This window comes from Salinibacter pepae, assembly GCF_947077775.1.
In the GTDB taxonomy this organism is placed as follows: Bacteria; Bacteroidota; Rhodothermia; order Rhodothermales; family Salinibacteraceae; genus Salinibacter; species Salinibacter pepae.
Genome location: NZ_CAMTTE010000001.1, coordinates 1,301,912 through 1,318,628, shown reverse-complemented (window position 1 = coordinate 1,318,628; position 16,717 = coordinate 1,301,912). Strand labels below are relative to the sequence as shown.

Below are 16,717 nucleotides of genomic sequence, written 5' to 3'. Positions count from 1 at the left end.
GAGGCTAGACGCGGGACAGTGCGCGATCGAGGTCGTCGCGCAGGTCCCCGAACGACTCCACCCCGACGCTCAGGCGAATCAGCGAGTCCGTAAGCCCGATCTTTTCGCGCTCCTCGGCGGGGATGGAGGCGTGGGTCATCGAGGCCGGGTGTTCGATGAGGCTCTCCACCCCGCCGAGGCTCTCGGCGAGGGTAAAGACCTCGGCGGCGTCCAGAACGGCGAGGGCCTTGTCCATCTCGTCGTCGGCCAGCTCGAACGAGATCATGCCGCCGTAGTCCGACATTTGCTTCTGCGCCAGGGCGTGGCCGGGGTGGGAGGGAAGGCCAGGGTACCGCACGTGCCCCACCTTGTCGTGGGCGTTGAGCATCTGGGCCAGCCGCCGGGCGCTGGAGCAGTGCTGCTCCATGCGCAGGTGAAGGGTTTTGGTCCCGCGCAGCGTCAGGAAGCAGTCCATGGGCCCGGGGGCGGCGCCGGTGCTCTTGATCTGAAAGCGCAGCTTCTCCGCCCACTCGTCCGAGTTCGTACACACGGCCCCGAGGATGAGGTCGGAGTGGCCGCCCAGGTACTTCGTGGCGGAGTGGAGGACGAGGTCGGCGCCGTGGGCGAGGGGCTGTTGCAGGTAGGGGGTGGCGAAGGTGTTGTCCACGGCCACCGTGATGTCATGGGCGTGGGCCCGCTCGGCGAGTGCTTCAATGTCGACCAGCCGCATGAGCGGGTTGGTGGGCGTCTCGACCCAGAGCAGTGCCGTGTCCTCGGTGAACGCGTCCGTCACCGCGTCCGGGTCGCTCATGTCCACGAAGGAGGTCTGAATGTTGAGCGGCTCGAAGACCTCCCGGAGCAGCCGGTAGGTGCCGCCGTACAGGTCGTCCGTCGCCACGACGTGGTCGCCGGGGCGGAGGCTCTTGACGATGGCGTCGATGCCGGCCACGCCGGAGCTGAACGCGATGCCGTGCTCGGCCCCCTCCAGGGAGGCCAGATTGCCCTCCAGGGCCGTGCGGGTGGGGTTCGAGACCCGCGAGTACTCGTGCCCCTTGTGCTCGCCCGGGGCGGCCTGGGCGTACGTGGAGGTCTGGTAGATGGGCGTCATGACCGCGCCGGTGGAGGGGTCGGGCTGTTGCCCGGCGTGCACGGCCCGGGTTCCGAATCCATCGGCCTCGGGGGCCTCAAGGGCAGCATCATCGTGGGGGGAAGAGTCGGGCATGAGGGGAACGGTACGTTCGAAAGAGAAAGAGACGTGCGGCACTCGGCGGGGCGGCATCTCAGGCGCGGCTCCCGGAGAGGGGCCCGCAAACAGCAAGCCCCAGGCCTCTCGTGAGAGGCCCGGGGCGAGCGTTGAACCAAGACGAGGTTCGTGCAGGCAGGGGGGCTATCGTCCCCCGCTTCCGCCGCTCGTGTTGCCGCCCGCACCGGCACACTGTTTTACGTCTTCAGCCTTGTCCGTCTGCTCGGTCTGCACGTAGGCCTGGAGGAGGGCCGAGCACGCGTTCTGTCGGTACTGCCCGTTCGGGCCGGCCAGCTGCCGGGCCCGCTCCAGGGGCGGAATGGCGTTTTGGAAAAATTGGAGGCGCTGTTCGTCCAGGTCCTTAATCATCTGCGCCTCCTCCTGGGTTGGCTTGCGGTTCTGGTCCATCACGGAGTCGCGGGCGGACACTAGGCTGTCCTGCAAAACGACGCCCTTGTTCAGATAGGCCGCACCGAGGTTGTACTGCTTCTTGGGGTCGTCGCCGTCCAGCTTCACGGCCTCGCTAAGCTGCTCGATTGCCTCGTCGTACCGGTCGGAGTTCAGCAGGAGGGAGCCGTAGTTGTACCGGTAGCGTGCATTCTCCGGGTTCTTCTCAATTTGCTCCCGGTAGGCCTGCATGGCCTTTTCGGTGTTTCCGGTGCTGTTGAGGGCACTCAGGCGCTGGTTTTGAAGTTCCGCGAGGGGCGTCACGCTGGATAGGTCTTCCGAGATCGTGATCTCTTCGAGCGCGGTGGTCCGGCTGTTGGCCACCTGGGTGCCTTGGGTGTACAGGCCGACCTGCAGGCGCCCCTTCGTCTGCTTCTTGCCGCCGTCCTGCTTCCGGAAGGCGCCGGTGACCGTGCCGTCGCTGGTCGACAACTCAATCCGGTCCGGCGTGGTGCCCTTCACCTGTCGGGAGGTGCCGCCGGCCTCGATGGTCCCGGTGTAGCTCAGGCCACGCGTCCCCTGGATGCGGAAGTGGGTGGGACGGCTCGAGAGATCGTCGAGGGCCCGTTCGGTCACCTCAAGTGCCTGTTCCGGCTGGTCCCCCTGGCGGTACAGCTGGGAAAGAATGCTGTACACGTCCCTTTCGGGCTCGTCCTCCTTCTCGAGGTAGCGCTCCAGAATGGGGATCACGTTGGACATCTCCTGCATGCCCTGGTCGCCCCCTTCGAGGCGGGCGGCCTGCAGGCGGGCAAAGGCCTCGTTCCGGATGGGCCCTGTCGAGTCCGGACGGATCGCGCCCGCGGCCCCGAAGTACGCCGCTGCGCGCAGGTAATCGGACTTCTGGCTTGACTGCTGGGCCCGGTTGAAGGCATCGGCGCCCTTCTGAAACTCCTGGATAAACGCGAGTTCGCGCTGGTTTTTGATGTCGCTTCGTCGTCCCGGGTCGAACTCGATGGCCTTCTCCTCCGCCTGGCGGGCCTGCCGGTAGCGTTGCTTGTACGCCTCGGGCGGCGCCGTGCTGTCGGCCATCTGGCGCAGGATCCGGGCCTTCATTGCGTAGGCCTGAGCGTTGGCCGAGTCCTGGGCAATGGCCGAGTCGACATTGGCGAGGGCCCGCTCGTAGCGTTCCTGCTCCATGGCGTCCTCGGCGGCGCTCATGTTCGGGTTTCCGGCCGAGCACCCCGAAAGGGCCAGAAGGCCGAGGGTCCCCAGGGCGAGTGCAAAGAGCGCTGATTGTCGGATCGTCATGGTGGCAAAGTCGTGGTCAGTGGGATTCGGGTGAGGATGCGGCGTTCGAATTCCGACGATCGAACGAGGTGTTCTGGCAGACCGATGCCGAGCTAACAGAGTGCCGGGACGGAATCCATATGCTTTTCTATGATAGCAGGAATGTGGAGCCCTTTCAATACGTTTCGGTCCCGGAGCCGTGAACTTCCGATTCATCGAGCAGGGCGGGCGCGTTGTAACTGCTCGCCTGCTTTCCTTTCTTAGGGGTGCGTTTGCGGCGACGGTTCCTCGCGGGGCGGTCGTCGGGGCGGGGGCGCACCGGCACGGCGCTGTGCGGTTGCCCGTCGATGCTGGTTCTCGCCGTCTTTCCCAGTCCGTTTCGGTTCCCATGGAAGCCTCCGACCCGTCCGACTCCCTCATTACGCCGAGCCTCCGGGCCTTTCTCCACGATGTGATCGACTACGCCGGCCTGTTCCCGCCGGCGGACCTGTCCCTCCACCGCGCGTTCCAGAGCCATGCGGAGTACCGGCGCGAGGAGGAGGCCTGGATGTTGTCGCGCTTCGTGCTTCCGGTGGGGCGCCTCCCCGACTTGAAGGCCCATCGTCCCTTGCTGAAAGAGGGGACGCGGTACGACCTCTCGGTGTTGGGAACGGGCGGCAGCACGGCCGACACGTTCCTGCAGGCGTTCGAGCGGGACCTGCAGGCCATCGAAGACTTCGGCGACGGCCTCGCGGAGCAGGCCCAGGTCGACGTGATGGAAGTGCCCCTCCCCGACGCCCTGGTGGGGGGCTCGCAGGCGGAGGGCATTGAGTTTCTGGAGTCCATCACCCGTACCCTCGTCGCGACCGGCACGGCCAAGCTCGACCTCTTCTTCGAGGTGCCCCTGCGGAACGACACCGTCCCGAACCTCTCGGCACTGTGCGCCGCGGCGGCCGAACACAACAGCCAGCAGGCCGTGCCGGCCCGCACCACCGTTGGGCTGAAAATGCGCTGCGGAGGCGCAGAGCCGACCGACGTGCCCGAGGTCGAGGACGTGGCGGCCCTCATTGTGGCCTGCCGCGACGCCGGGGTCCCGTTCAAGGCGACCGCGGGGCTGCACCACCCGGTGCGCCACTACGACGACGGATTGGACACGGAGATGCACGGCTTCCTCAACGTCTTTGCCGCCGCGGTTCTGGCCGCCGAGCACGATCTCGACCCGCCTGAGGTGCAGGCCATTCTCGTCGAGAAAAACGCGGACAACTTTCGGTTCCTCAAGGACGCCTTCGCGTGGCGCGACCTGACCGTCTCCCTCGACGACATTCAGTACGCCCGAGAACACCTGGCCCTCTCGTTTGGCAGCTGTAGCTTTGAAGAACCCGTCGATCACCTGCGCGACCTGGAATGGCTCTAACCCGGCCGCTCGCCGCCGCGATCGGGGACCGAGCCCGCGCGCCTCTCATGCCCTTCTTCCGTTTCTCCTCTCCCAACTCAACGCCTTCGTCGAATGACCGACTCCCCCCCCACTTCGTCCCTCACCTCCTTTCTTGAGGTGGCATCCGACCATCCATTTCCCATCCAGAACCTTCCGTACGGCGTGTTCACGCCCCCCGAGACGACCGTGCCCCGGGTGGGCGTGGCCATTGGGGACCAGGTGCTCGACCTCGCCACCCTCAACAACGAAGGCGTCTTTGACGTCCCCGAGCTGCAGAACGAACGCCCCTTCGCGCAGCCCACGCTGAACGACTTCATGGCCCTCGGCCCCGCGGCCTGGTCGGCCGTCCGGAGCCGCCTGCAGGCGCTCCTCCGGGCCGACACGGCTGAGCTGCGCGACGCCGCGTCCCTCCGCAACCGGGTGCTTCACCCCCGGGCCGACGTATCGCTTCGACTGCCGGTCGACATCGGGGATTATACGGACTTCTACTCCTCGAAGCAGCACGCCACCAATGTTGGGACGATGTTTCGGGGCGCCGAGAATGCGTTGAAAGACAACTGGGTCCACCTGCCGGTGGGCTACCACGGGCGGGCCAGCTCCGTCCTCCTGAGCGGCCAAGACGTGCGGCGGCCCTGCGGCCAGACCCGGCCCGACGCGGACGCGCCGCCGGTCTACGGCCCGACCCAGCTGCTCGACTTCGAGCTCGAAACGGGCTTTTTCGTGGGGGAGGGCAACGAGCTCGGCACCCCCCTCTCGATCGACGAGGCGGACGACCAGATCTTCGGCATGGTGCTGGTCAACGACTGGAGCGCCCGGGACATTCAGGGGTGGGAGTACGAGCCCCTCGGTCCCTTCCTGGGCAAGAGCTTCGCCACCACCATCTCGCCGTGGGTCGTGCCCATGGCGGCCCTGGAGCCGTTCCGGGTGGCCGGGCCCACGCAGGACCCGGAGCCGCTCGACTACCTGCAGGCCGACGGGGACGCGGCCTACGACGTGACCCTGGAGGTGGACCTCGAAACGCCGTCGATGACGAGCCCGCACACCGTGTGCCGCAGCAACACCAAGCACCTGTACTGGACGATGCGCCAGCAGCTCGCCCACCACACCGTCAACGGCTGCAATGCCCGTCCGGGGGATCTCCTGGCGTCGGGCACCATCAGCGGGCCCACGGAGGACAGCTACGGCAGCATGCTGGAGCTGTCGTGGCGCGGGGAGGAGCCGGTGTCTCTGCCGGGGGACGAGACGCGCTCGTTCCTCGAAGACGGCGATCGGGTGACCATGCGGGCCTACGCGCAGGCGGACGACTACCGCGTCGGATTCGGAACGGCGGACGGTCGGGTGCTCCCGGCGTCCTGTGCGTGATCCGAGGGCGGTGCACGGCGGCGAGGGGGCTGGCACGCAGACGAATTGGCAGGGCCGGAGCCGGGACGGTTGCCGCCGTGGCAGAGCCGCCGCCGCAGCCGTTGTCACAATTGCGGGCCCCTGCGTCTGGGCTGCCACCTCGTCCGTGCGCTCCGTCGAAGTGGCAGGCTATTTTGGGATGTGTTTGGGGTGGTACACGAGTTGCTCTTGTAGGTGGGTGGAACTTGACGCGAGAGGTCAGTCCACGGGACGGCCTCCGAGCGTCCTCACAGACTTTGCAACCGAACTCCTTTTCCCCATTATGACTCGATTGACCCGCACCCGAAACCGCAACCTGAACGGCCTCCAGAACGAGATCGACCGCGTGTTCGACCGATTCTTCCCATCCCGGGACGAGAACGAAGAGGACACGTCCCCGCAGGCCGTGTGGCGCCCGCGCATGGACCTCACGGAGGCGGAGGACGCCTATCGTCTTCGCCTCGACATGCCCGGCATGAGCACGGACGACCTGACGATCAGCTACAAGAACGATGAGCTGGTCATCAGTGGCGAGCGCGAGAGCAGCCGCACCGACGAGAACGAAGAGTTTGTGCGCGTGGAGCGCTCCTTCGGGCACTTCCGCCGCGCCTTTACCCTGCCCCAGACCGTGGACGCCGACAACATTGAGGCGACCTACGACAACGGCGTGCTGACCATCCGCGTGCCGAAGACGGAGGCGGTGAAGCCGCGCCAGATTGAGATTCAGTAGGGCCACCGTCCCGAACGCCCCGAAAGTCGTCTCCCTCAGTGTCCTGTCGGGAGGGAGGGGGCGTCCATGCAGGCCCCTGTTCGGATGCTCCGGGCAGGGGCCTTTTTTCGTTGGAGGGCTTTGTTGGAACGTAAAGGGGGCGGGGCGGCCCGAGGGATCTGCAACGAGTTTCACGATTGTGGGCGGTGGCGGGGAAACCTCCACCGGCGGGGAATCCTTGGAGTCGGTAGTTTCCGCCCCTTCACACCGACGCCGTCTTCCGATGCGACGCACCACGCTCATCGACGAGAACGGGCATCTCGTGACGGTAAAGGCGCCGGACGAGCAGCCGACCAACGATCCGAAGGAGGACGCCCACCACGACTTCCTGACGGACCACTGGATGGACGTGGCCGCGGCGTCGTACCTGGGCTTCAAGCGCCACGGCATCGGCACCGTCGTGGTGACGCAGCGCGACCCGGCCTCCAGCCCCATCCACGAGAGCATCGGGACCCACAAGCTGCTCTACAGTCCTGCAAGCGGCGGCTGGCTGAAGCACCACGAGGAGCGACTCCCGACGGAGTGGCTCGACACGCGCTTCCAGTCATACAACCCGAACGAGTCGGCGGTCGTCATCATGTCCGACGACGACGGCTCGCTCCGCGTCTACGCCGTGGAGGGCACGCCGGCCCCGCCTCGGAGCTACGAGCTGGTGCAGGCCCGGCAAAATTAGTCCTGCTCTCCCTGAAGACGAGGGGTGCCCGTGGGCGGTCGTGCACGGGGGGACGCCTACGTCCCGCGTCGAAGCAGGAAACACCTCATCCCTCAAGCCCCCGGCACCGCGCGGCCCCGCCCCGCCGAGGGCCCGCCACCCCGTTCGAACCCCCACCGTCAGCACGAGGGGGAAGACCGCCGCGTGCAGGTCTTGCGGCCACCACGTCCAGCCGAGGGCGACGACCGCCGCGCCGACGGCCGTCGCCGCCAGGTACGTCCGGAGCCCCGGTGCCGAGGGGCGCCACAGCAGCACCGGGGCCGCAATGAGGTGCGTGGGCCACGCCCAGAGCAGGTTCCAATTGTGTTCGGTCACCGCGTAGGTCGACACGAACCAGAGAAAGCACGCGAGCAGTCCCGTCACGCCGACCGCCGCGAGCAGGAGGGCGTCGCCGGCCCCGCCGGGCCGGCGTCCGGTCGTGGCCTGCCAGCCGGTCCAGCCCAGCGTGAGGACGAGAATCGTCCACCCCGCCGCGAGGGGCCAGGGGAAGGCCGTGGGGGTTGCCTCGTAGCCGTCGATCCACTGCGTCGTGTCGGTCCGCGCCACCAGTGCACGGGTCGTGTCGCCCGACTGCACGGTGGCGTGGGCGAACGCCTCGAACAGGTAGTCGGGCAGGAAGTGCGCCTCCCGCGGCGTCACGCGACGGTCGGCCGGGGTGCCCAGGGCGAGGTCGAAGCTCAGGTCGACGAGCGGCAGGTTGGCCGCGTAGGGGTCAAGCATGTGCCGGAAGGTTGCGTCCGGGCGGGGCCGCCCCCCAAACTGCACGGCGTCGCCGAGGGCCTGCTCAAGGGCGTCCCGCACGCGGGTGGAGCAGTTGTCAAAGAAGAAGACATACTGGTAGTAGCGGTTCTCGGGGCGGGCGTTCACCTGCAGCACCCGAAAAAGCGCCGTCCGCTGCGTGCGGGTCAGGTTGAGCGTCTGTTCGAGGACCGGCCGCCGCTGCTGCTCGTAGGCCCGCAGCGCCCGCTGATAGGGCACCACGCTCAGAAAGTAGCGGAGGTGGCCGTACGCAAACTTGGGGATAAACAGCGGGTCGCTGAAGTCGAAGGTGCCGTAGTTGTAGAGCCGGTCGATGTTCTGGGCCGGGTCGTGGACGCGGAGGGCGCTGTGCCCGAACATAGAGTACACCGGATCGCCGGGCAGAATGGTCACCATCGACACCTCCGAGTCTGCCGAAAGCCGGGGGGGCTGGGCCGAGAGCGGAGCGGCCCCGCTTCCGAGTAGCAGCGTGACCCCGAGCACGCACAGGAGGGATCGGGCGGAGACGGAGAGGGCCATGGGGCACGACGTGAAGCACTGGGCAAATTGGTCGCGCCTCGAACGTTCCCCCGCCCCGTGGGTTCAACGCGCGGATGTCATTTTTGAACCAGCGCACCCTTCCCCCGTGGGACGATCCGACCGTGCCGACGTTGTTCTCGAGGCGCTCCGCGAGCGCATCGACCGCCCGACGACCGAACTTCAGTACGACACCCCATACCAGCTTCTCGTCGCGGTCATCCTGTCAGCCCAGTGCACCGACGAGCGCGTCAACAAGGCCACCCCGGACCTCTTCGACGCGTACCCGACGGTAGAGGCCCTCGCGGAGGCCACGCCCGACGACATCCACCCCTACATCCAGTCCATCACCTTCCCCAACAACAAGGCCGGCTACCTGGCCCGGATGGCCCGGCAGGTCGTCGACAATTTCGACGGGCAGGTGCCCGAGACCATCGACGACCTGGAGACCCTGACGGGCGTGGGCCGCAAGACGGCCCGTGTCGTGGCGCAGGTGGCCCACGACGCCGACGCGCTGCCGGTGGACACCCACGTCTTCCGCGTTGCCAACCGGATCGGCCTCGTCAAGGAGGACGCCACGACGCCCAAAAAGGTGGAGCAACAGCTCAAGCGCGTCATTCCGAAAGAAGACTGGGGCGAAGCGCACCATCTGCTCATCCTGCACGGCCGGTACACCTGCACGGCCCGCTCGCCGGACTGCCACGACTGTCCGATCCACGAGGCGTGCAAACACTACGATCGTCTCCAGCGCCTGCCGGACCCCATCGACGGGCTGGATCCGTCGGCGGGGACCTACTACTGCACCACCAGCGACCACTACTTCGACGCCCCCGAGACGCACGTGGACCGCTACGACCTCGAACAGGTCGCGTGCCCCCGCTGCGGCTCTATGCAGGTCGTCCGCACCTCGACGGGCGAGCCGACCAAGCAGGTCAAGGACTATCGGGTAAATGGGTGATGGCCGTTGAGGAGCAGACCGGCATAGGGCCCGAGTCCGAACGCGAGCAAACGCTCATTTCCCCGCCCGACATTTCGCAATGACACCCGACCCGTCAACACCCCTTTCGATGGACAGCTCGAAACGCCACCTCCTCCTCATTCTCGACGGCTGGGGCCTGGCCGACGACCCCTCGGTCAGTGCCGTCGAGCAGGCGGATACGCCCTTCGTGGATCGCCTCTACGACGAATACCCCCATGGCGTCCTGAAGGCGTCCGGGCTGGAGGTGGGACTGCCCGACGGGCAGATGGGCAACTCGGAGGTTGGGCACACCAATCTGGGGGCGGGACGGGTCGTGTACCAGGAGATCTTGCGCATCTCGAAGGCCATTGAGGACGGGTCCTTCTTTGAGAACGACGCGCTGGTCCGGGCCGCCCGGCACGCGAAGGCCAACGACCAGAAGCTCCACCTGATGGGCTGCTTCTCCGACGGGGGGGTGCACAGCCACCTCCAGCACCTGTACGGGCTGCTGGAGCTGGCCCGGCGCGAAGGGCTCGCCCCGGCGCAGGTGAACGTGCACGCGTTTACCGACGGGCGCGACACCGATCCGCACGGCGGCGTCGACTACGTGGAGCAGTTCCAGAAGAAGGCCGACGAGATCGGGGTGGGGCGCCTCGCCTCCATCGTGGGGCGCTACTACGCAATGGACCGCGACGAGCGGTGGGCCCGCACCGAGCGGGCCTACCGGCTTCTCACGGACGGAACGGGGGCGGCCTTCGACGACCCCGTCGCGGCCCTGACGGCGAGCTACGACGACGCGGTGACCGACGAGTTTGTGGAGCCCCGTCGCATTCGGGCCGACGACGAGGACGCGTTCGGGGACCACGGCACCCGCATCGAGGACGGCGACGCGGTGGTCTACTACAACTTCCGCTCGGACCGCGCCCGGCAGCTCACGCGGGCCTTCACCGGGGCCGACTTTGACGGCTTCAAGCGCGAGCGCCCCGACGATCTCCTGTTCGTGACGATGTCGCCCTACGACGACGCGTTCGACCTGCCGGTGGCCTTCGAGAAGCTCAACCTGGAGGGGACGCTCGGTGAGGTCCTCAGTGCGCGGGGCGGGCGGCAGCTCCGGGCCGCCGAGACCGAGAAGTACGCCCACGTCACGTACTTCTTCAGCGGCGGGCGCGAGGAGCCGTTTGAGGGAGAGGACCGTGTCCTCGTGTCGTCGCCGAAGGTGGACACCTACGACCAACAGCCCGAAATGAGCGCGCCGGAGCTGGCCGATCGCGTCTCGCAGTCCCTCAGCGAGGCGGACTACACCCTCGCCGTCCTGAACTTTGCCAATCCCGACATGGTGGGCCACACCGGGGACTTCGAGGCGGCCGTGGCGGCCTGCGAGGCCGTGGACCGCGGCGCCCGGCAGGTGGTGGAGGCCGCCCGCGATCAGGGCTACTCGGTGAGCATCATCGCGGACCACGGCAACGCCGACAGGCTACAGAACCCGGACGGGTCGCCCCACACGGCGCACACCACCGCGCTCGTGCCCCACATCATTCTCAAAGACGGATTCGAGGGGCCGGTGCGGGACGGGAAGCTCGGCGACGTCGCGCCCACCATCCTAACGCTGCTCGGCGAAGACGTGCCCGACGCCATGGACGGGGAGGTCCTCGTGCCCTCCGAGCGGGCCGCCGCCCCGTAACAGGACGGCCGCCGTTCGGCCCGAGGAGGCCGCGTCGCCTCCCGGTCTACTCGATCGTGGGTTCGAAGGGCAGCCGGGCCTGGATGGAGCCGTGCGTGCCCATCATGCGGTCAAACATCTGCTTCTGGCGCCAGAACTTGCGCTCAAGCGCATTCGTCGTGGCGGACCGCCACACCTGCTGCGCCTGGGCCGCGAACTGCTCGCTGAAGCGCTCCACGATGGTTTTCGGCTGGGGGAGGGTGCGCGTCCGGTAGGGCCCGTCCCCGAGGCCCGCGGCCGTCCCCGCCATGGCCACGGCGTCCGCGAGCGTGCCGGTCGTATCGACGAGGCCAACCTCCTTGGCGTCCCGGCCCGACCACACGCGGCCCTGCGCCACCTCATCGACCGCCGCCACGTCCATGTTGCGGGCGTCGGCCACGCGCCGGAGGAAGGTGTCGTACGTCTGGTCGATGGAGCCGCCCACGAGCCGCCGCTCGTCCGGGCTTAGGGGCTTCGTGGTGGAGTAGAGGTCGGCGTAGGGGCCGGTGCGCACGCCGTCGAAGGTGACCCCGAGCTTTTCCTCAAAGAGCCCCTCCGCGTTGAAGAGTATGCCAAACACCCCGATGGATCCAGTCGTGGTCGTGGGGGCCGCCATGATGGAGTCCGCGCCCGCGGCGAGGTAATACCCGCCCGAGGCGGCCACGTCACCCATCGACACGATGACCGGCTTCTCGTTGGCGGTGCGCTTCACGGCGCGCCACATCGCCTCCGACGCCGCGGCGCTGCCGCCCGGCGAGTTCACGCGGAGCACGACGGCCTCCGTGCGCGAATCGGTCCGCGCGGTCTCCAGCGCCTCCGTCAGGGGCGTCGAGCCCAGCGCCTGAGAGCCCCCGATGGGGGACTGGCCGTTCGGGTCGCCGACGACGATGCGGCCCTCCGCGTAGACGATGTCGACCTGCCCGCTCCCGGTGTACGACTGGCCGGCACTCTCGGCCGACACCCGCTGGTAGTCGTCAACGGATACGGTGGGCAGGTCGCCCGACAACGAAGTGTCCACGAGGTTGCGGAGCCGGTCCCGCACTTCGTCCTCGTAGCGAAGCCCATCGACGAGGTTCTTCTCCAGGGCGGCCGCGGAGCTGAGAAGGGCGTCCTCCTCGGCGAGGCGGTTGAGGGCGTCCGTCGAGAGCCCCCGTGCCTCCGAGACGGCCGTCATAAACTGCTCGTTCGTCGTTTCCAGGAGGGCGGTAAGCTGCTCGCGGTTCGGCTCCGACAGGTCCGAGCGCACGAACGGCTCCCCGGCGCTCTTGTACTTTCCGGCCCGGATGAGCTGCGGCTCCACCTCGAGGCGCTGCAGGGCGCCGTCGAAGAAGGTGACCGTCGTCCCGAAGCCGTTGTACTCGAACGCGGATTGTGGGGCCGTAAAGACGCTGTCGGCGGCGCTGGCCAGAAAGTAGTCCTTCTCCGTCATGCCAAACTCGTCGCTGGACGCGAGGACCGGGAGGCCGCTCTCGCGGGCCTGCACAACGGCCTGCCGTACCTCTTCGAGCGTGGCCCAGTCGGCACTCACCCCCTTCGTCCGCAGCCAGACGGCCTCGATCCGAGAGTCGCTGCTCGCTTTCCGGAGGGCAGTCTGAAGGCCCCGAAGGTCAGCGCTCGGCCCGCCCCCAAACGCCTTCTGAAAGGGATCGTTGGTCACGCGCTCCGGAATGTCGCCGGACAGGGGCACCGTAAGGACCGACCCGGACTGGACGGTCGGCGTCTGGTCGGCCGAGAGGGAGACGGCAAAAAAGAAGAAGACGAAGAAGAAGACGATAAGCCCCAGCGCAACGAGGGTCCCGATCACGCTGGCGGCGAGGGTCGACAGGAAGCGCATGAAGAACGGCGGGGTGGAGTGGGAGGTCGGTGACGGTCGGGCAAAGCGGACACACGACCAGTGCACGTGTATTCGGTGGCGGGGCTGCCGTTTCAATGCGGCCCGCGGCCCACGAGCAGCCGCCAGGGCAATCGCACCAAACGGCTGTGCGGTTCGAACGAACCTCAGATCGCCCGTTTTTCGGGCATTTGGGGCCCCAATGCACTTCCCGTCGTCGCTTCCAACCTTGATTGACTTCGTTAGCCCCCAAGGGCATGGCCGTCGGCCCCCGCTTCGCCCTCGTGGGCCCATCCATCCGGCCGGTGTGGCCGCTTCGGAGGGGGGCATGCGCACTGAGTCTAGCTCAGAGCGACGGTGTAGGGCGTGTCGTGGTTGGGGCGACTGCCGTGGGGCAGCCGCGCGCAAGGGAAACTCGCGCCCCGGTGTGAAGTACATTGGATGATTCACCCTGTCTCTTTACCCGGGGCTACGTCCCTCCTATGGATCCGTCGGTGTTGACGGGCGGGTCCCACTGGGGAAAGTGCCCAGCAAAGTCGGGTTGGGGGACAGACCACTCTGCACAACGGCCTGGACACCCGTTTGAGAAACCCCTTCACGCCCCTGTGAGCCCTGTTGATGCGAACGACGACCGGCCGTCCCTCAGCGAGCGTGAGCGCGACATCCTTCGCCTCGTCATCGAACAATTCGTCGACACGGCGGGGCCCGTGGGGTCGCGGTCGCTGGCCAAGGACGCGAACGTGGACCTGAGCCCGGCCTCCATCCGCAACACCATGGCGGACCTGGAGGACATGGGCTACCTCGACCACCCGTACACCTCTGCCGGCCGCGTGCCCACCCGACTCGGGTACCGCACGTTCGTCGACGAGCTCATGGACACGCCGGAGCTCTCGGAGGTGGAGCAGGAGGTGCTCAAGGTCAAACTCGCCCGCCTCGTCAGCGATACCGACGAGCTGCTGAGCGAGAGCACCCGTCTGCTGAGCAAGCTCACCAACCTGCTCGGCATCGCCCTCACGCCCCGCCTCTCCACCGCGATGCTCGACCGGCTCGACATCGTGCCGCTGTCCGGGTCGCGCCTCATGTTTGTGCTCAGCGTGCGGGGGGGGCTCGTGAAGACGGTCGTCCTCAGCTTCGAGCCGGACCTGAAGCGGTCGAAGATGGACCGCATCGTGTCGACCCTGAACGAGCGCCTCGCCGGCCTCACCCTGCACGAGATCCGGGACACCTACGAGGAACGCCTCGGCGACCTGCCCGACGAGACGGGGCTCCTCGCGCTCGTGCTCGACGAGGCCTCGATCCTCTTCAGCGAGCCAGATGAAGGTCGCCTGCAGTTTGACGGCACGCAGAACATTCTGTCTCAGCCCGAATTCCAGGAGCCTGACGACATGCGGCACCTCATCGAAACCATCGAAGATGAGGACCGCATTGTGCAAGTGATTGAGAATTTGTTCGAGGCCAACCCCGACGCCGTGGGACAGGCCGTCGTCCGCATCGGGAGCGAGACCGATCAGGAGGAGATGGACGCCTACTCCATCGTCTTGTCCCCGTACCAGCTCGGCGATACGGTGGGCTCCCTCGGCGTCATCGGGCCGAAGCGAATGGACTACGGACGCGCCGTGGCCCTCGTCGAGAACATGGCCGCCGTCGTGAACCGGCCCGCGGACGACGAGACGACGGACCCGTCCGTTCCGTCCTGATCCACTGTCCCCAGGCCCGGGGGCGCGCCCCGAACGCCATCAGCGGTCGCTGGCGAGTGCCGGCGGCCGCTCGCGTTGTCTGTACCCGTGTCTTGTCCCACGAACCCTCTTGCCGACTGTGAGTGAAGCCCCCGACGACGGTCGTCCGACGACGAACGACGCGTCCCCAACCGCCGACGACTCTTCCAACAGTGCCGACCCTGCCGACGAGGAGGGCACCGCCTCCGGCCTCCCCGATGACGTCGAGGCACTGACGGACGAGGTCGAGGCCCTCCGCGAAGAGGTGGACGGACTGAAGGCGGAGCGGGAGGAGCTGAACGAGCGCCTGCTCCGCAAGGCGGCGGAGCTCGAAAACGTGCGCCGCCGCATGGACCGGGAGAAGAAGCGCCGCCACGTGGCCGGGAAGGAGACGGTGCTCGAATCGATGCTCGAGGTGCTCGACGACTTCGAGCGCTCCCTCGACGCGGCCCAGAACCTCGACGTGTCGGAGGATCCGGAGTCGGCCTACGAGACGCTCAAGGGCGGGGTGGAAATGGTATACCGCAAGTTTCAAGACCAGCTCCAGTCCCTCGGCGTGGAACCGATCGAGGCCGAGGGGCAGCCGTTCGACGAGCAGCTGCACGAAGCGATGATGCGGCAGCCGTCCGACGACGTAGAGCCGGGCAACGTCCTGCAAGAGGTCCAGAAGGGCTACACGATGGGGGACCGCGTGCTCCGTCACAGCCGAGTTGTCGTGGCCGCCGAGCCGTCAGAGAGCGGCGGCGCGGCCGGCTCTGCCTAGCGAGGGTCCTGCCAGCTCCCTGTAGCTGGCTCTCATTGGTCATTGCACGCCGCCGCAGCGGCCTGAGGCCGCACTTTTCCGAACGAACTGCTCCTGTCACATGCCGCGCGACTACTACGACATCCTTGGGGTCGACGAAGACGCCTCCGACAAGGAACTCAAGAAGGCCTACCGGAAGAAGGCCATGGAGTACCATCCGGATCGGAACCCGGACGACCCGGAGGCCGAGCAGAAGTTCAAGGAGGCATCGGAGGCGTACGAGGTCCTGTCGGACCCCGAGAAGCGCCAGCGCTACGACCAGTTCGGCCACGACGGGGTCGACAGTGGGGCCGGCGGCGGCCGGCGGGGCCGTGGGCGCGGCTTCCACGACATCGAAGACATCTTCGACGCCTTCAGCGACATCTTCGGCGGCGCCCGGGGCGGCGGCCGCGGGCGCGGTCGGTCGGAGCGGGGGCGGGGACGCCCGGGCAGCGACCTCCGCGTGTCGCTCTCGCTGACCCTCGAGGAAATTGCGGAGGGCACCGAAAAGAACCTCCGGCTTCAAAAATACCTGGAGTGCGAGTCGTGTGACGGCACCGGCGCCGAGGGGGGCATGGGCGGGCAGAACTTCTCGATGTGCCCGAAGTGCGACGGCACCGGCGAGATCCGGCAGGTCTCCCGCTCCGTGTTTGGGCAGGTGGTCAACGTACAGCCGTGCCCCCGGTGCGAAGGGGAGGGGCGCATCATCGACAACCTGTGTGACGACTGCGGCGGCGAGGGCCGCGTGCAGGGCGAAGAGTCGATTTCGATCAACGTGCCGCCGGGCGTAATGGAGGGCAACTACCTCACCCTGGGCGACGCCGGCAACGCGGGGCTCCGCGGCGGGCCGAGCGGCGACCTCCGGATTGAGATTGAGGAGGAGCCCCACGAGCACTTCGAGCGGGACGGGCTCGACATCTACTACGATCTCCACCTGTCCTTCCCGGAGGCCGCGCTCGGCACCGAGGTGGACGTTCCCACCCTGGAGGGCGAGGCCCGCCTGGAGGTCGATCCCGGCGTGCAGGCCGGCAAGATTCTTCGCATGCGGGACCGCGGCCTGCCGGACCTGGAAGGAAGTGGGCAGGGCGACCAGATGATCCGCGTGCACGTCTGGACGCCGCAGGAGCTTACTGTGGAGGAAGAGGAGCTCCTCGACCAACTTCGGGCGCACGACAACTTCCAGCCCCGGCCCCCTGAGGAGGACACCCAGAAGTCGTTCTTCCGTCGCGTCTCCGACGTCTTCTCGTGATGAACACAGTTTCGTAACGGACGACACTTGGGGCGAAC

At 67.4% G+C, this 16,717-nt stretch carries 12 protein-coding genes and 1 pseudogene; 9 read left to right on the top strand and 4 right to left on the bottom strand.

The genetic code is table 11. The features are described 5' to 3' along the window. Window positions 1–4 precede the first annotated feature (4 nt). Together OJA40_RS05465 and OJA40_RS05460 are read right to left on the bottom strand one after the other, a co-directional pair. Complete coding sequence (locus OJA40_RS05465; protein WP_208426315.1) at window positions 5–1,201, bottom strand: cystathionine gamma-synthase; 1,197 nt, start codon at window positions 1,199–1,201, stop codon at window positions 5–7. A 165-nt stretch (window positions 1,202–1,366) separates the two neighbouring features. Beyond that, a complete protein-coding gene (locus OJA40_RS05460) occupies window positions 1,367–2,917 on the bottom strand; it encodes a tetratricopeptide repeat protein (protein ID WP_263808042.1) in 1,551 nt (516 codons plus the stop codon). Window positions 2,918–3,284: 367 nt separating this feature from the next. Here OJA40_RS05460 and OJA40_RS05455 point away from each other — a divergent pair, with 367 nt between their 5' ends. The 4 genes from OJA40_RS05455 to OJA40_RS15465 all read left to right on the top strand — a co-directional run bounded on the left by OJA40_RS05455 (window position 3,285) and on the right by OJA40_RS15465 (window position 7,132). Further along, window positions 3,285–4,289, top strand: a complete 1,005-nt coding sequence (locus tag OJA40_RS05455; RefSeq protein WP_237701737.1) for a hypothetical protein — start codon at window positions 3,285–3,287, stop codon at window positions 4,287–4,289. A 93-nt stretch (window positions 4,290–4,382) separates the two neighbouring features. After that, window positions 4,383–5,672, top strand: coding sequence for a fumarylacetoacetase (fahA, locus tag OJA40_RS05450; RefSeq protein ID WP_208426318.1), 1,290 nt, complete (start codon window positions 4,383–4,385; stop codon window positions 5,670–5,672). Window positions 5,673–5,973: 301 nt separating this feature from the next. Continuing rightward, entirely contained in the window at window positions 5,974–6,420 is a 447-nt protein-coding gene (locus OJA40_RS05445; RefSeq protein ID WP_112904564.1) for an Hsp20/alpha crystallin family protein, read from the top strand. 262 nt (window positions 6,421–6,682) lie between these two features. Further along, window positions 6,683–7,132 (top strand): hypothetical protein, encoded by a 450-nt coding sequence (locus tag OJA40_RS15465; protein ID WP_231847158.1) that lies wholly within the window; start codon window positions 6,683–6,685, stop codon window positions 7,130–7,132. Between the two features lie 147 nt (window positions 7,133–7,279). Here OJA40_RS15465 and OJA40_RS15650 read toward each other — a convergent pair. Next, window positions 7,280–8,290, bottom strand: a pseudogene (locus OJA40_RS15650) (lipoprotein N-acyltransferase Lnb domain-containing protein); the annotation flags it as partial. 265 nt (window positions 8,291–8,555) lie between these two features. Here OJA40_RS15650 and nth point away from each other — a divergent pair. After that, window positions 8,556–9,404: an endonuclease III gene (gene nth / locus OJA40_RS05430; protein WP_263808044.1), complete on the top strand. Its 849-nt coding sequence runs from the start codon at window positions 8,556–8,558 to the stop codon at window positions 9,402–9,404. A gap of 109 nt (window positions 9,405–9,513) precedes the next feature. Continuing rightward, on the top strand, window positions 9,514–11,085 hold the full coding sequence (gene gpmI, locus OJA40_RS05425; RefSeq protein WP_208427353.1) for a 2,3-bisphosphoglycerate-independent phosphoglycerate mutase: 1,572 nt from the start codon (window positions 9,514–9,516) through the stop codon (window positions 11,083–11,085). A 46-nt stretch (window positions 11,086–11,131) separates the two neighbouring features. On the opposite strand, the gene sppA is transcribed toward gpmI, so the two are convergent. Continuing rightward, window positions 11,132–12,937: a signal peptide peptidase SppA gene (gene sppA, locus OJA40_RS05420; RefSeq protein ID WP_263810089.1), complete on the bottom strand. Its 1,806-nt coding sequence runs from the start codon at window positions 12,935–12,937 to the stop codon at window positions 11,132–11,134. A 602-nt stretch (window positions 12,938–13,539) separates the two neighbouring features. Between sppA and hrcA the strand changes: the two genes are divergently transcribed. The 3 genes from hrcA (at window position 13,540) to dnaJ (ending at window position 16,679) form a co-directional block, all read left to right on the top strand. Further along, window positions 13,540–14,631, top strand: coding sequence for a heat-inducible transcriptional repressor HrcA (gene hrcA / locus OJA40_RS05415; RefSeq protein ID WP_263808046.1), 1,092 nt, complete (start codon window positions 13,540–13,542; stop codon window positions 14,629–14,631). A gap of 118 nt (window positions 14,632–14,749) precedes the next feature. Next, a complete protein-coding gene (gene grpE, locus OJA40_RS05410; protein WP_263810088.1) occupies window positions 14,750–15,412 on the top strand; it encodes a nucleotide exchange factor GrpE in 663 nt (220 codons plus the stop codon). A gap of 100 nt (window positions 15,413–15,512) precedes the next feature. Continuing rightward, complete coding sequence (dnaJ, locus tag OJA40_RS05405; protein ID WP_263810086.1) at window positions 15,513–16,679, top strand: molecular chaperone DnaJ; 1,167 nt, start codon at window positions 15,513–15,515, stop codon at window positions 16,677–16,679. Window positions 16,680–16,717: the final 38 nt, after the last annotated feature.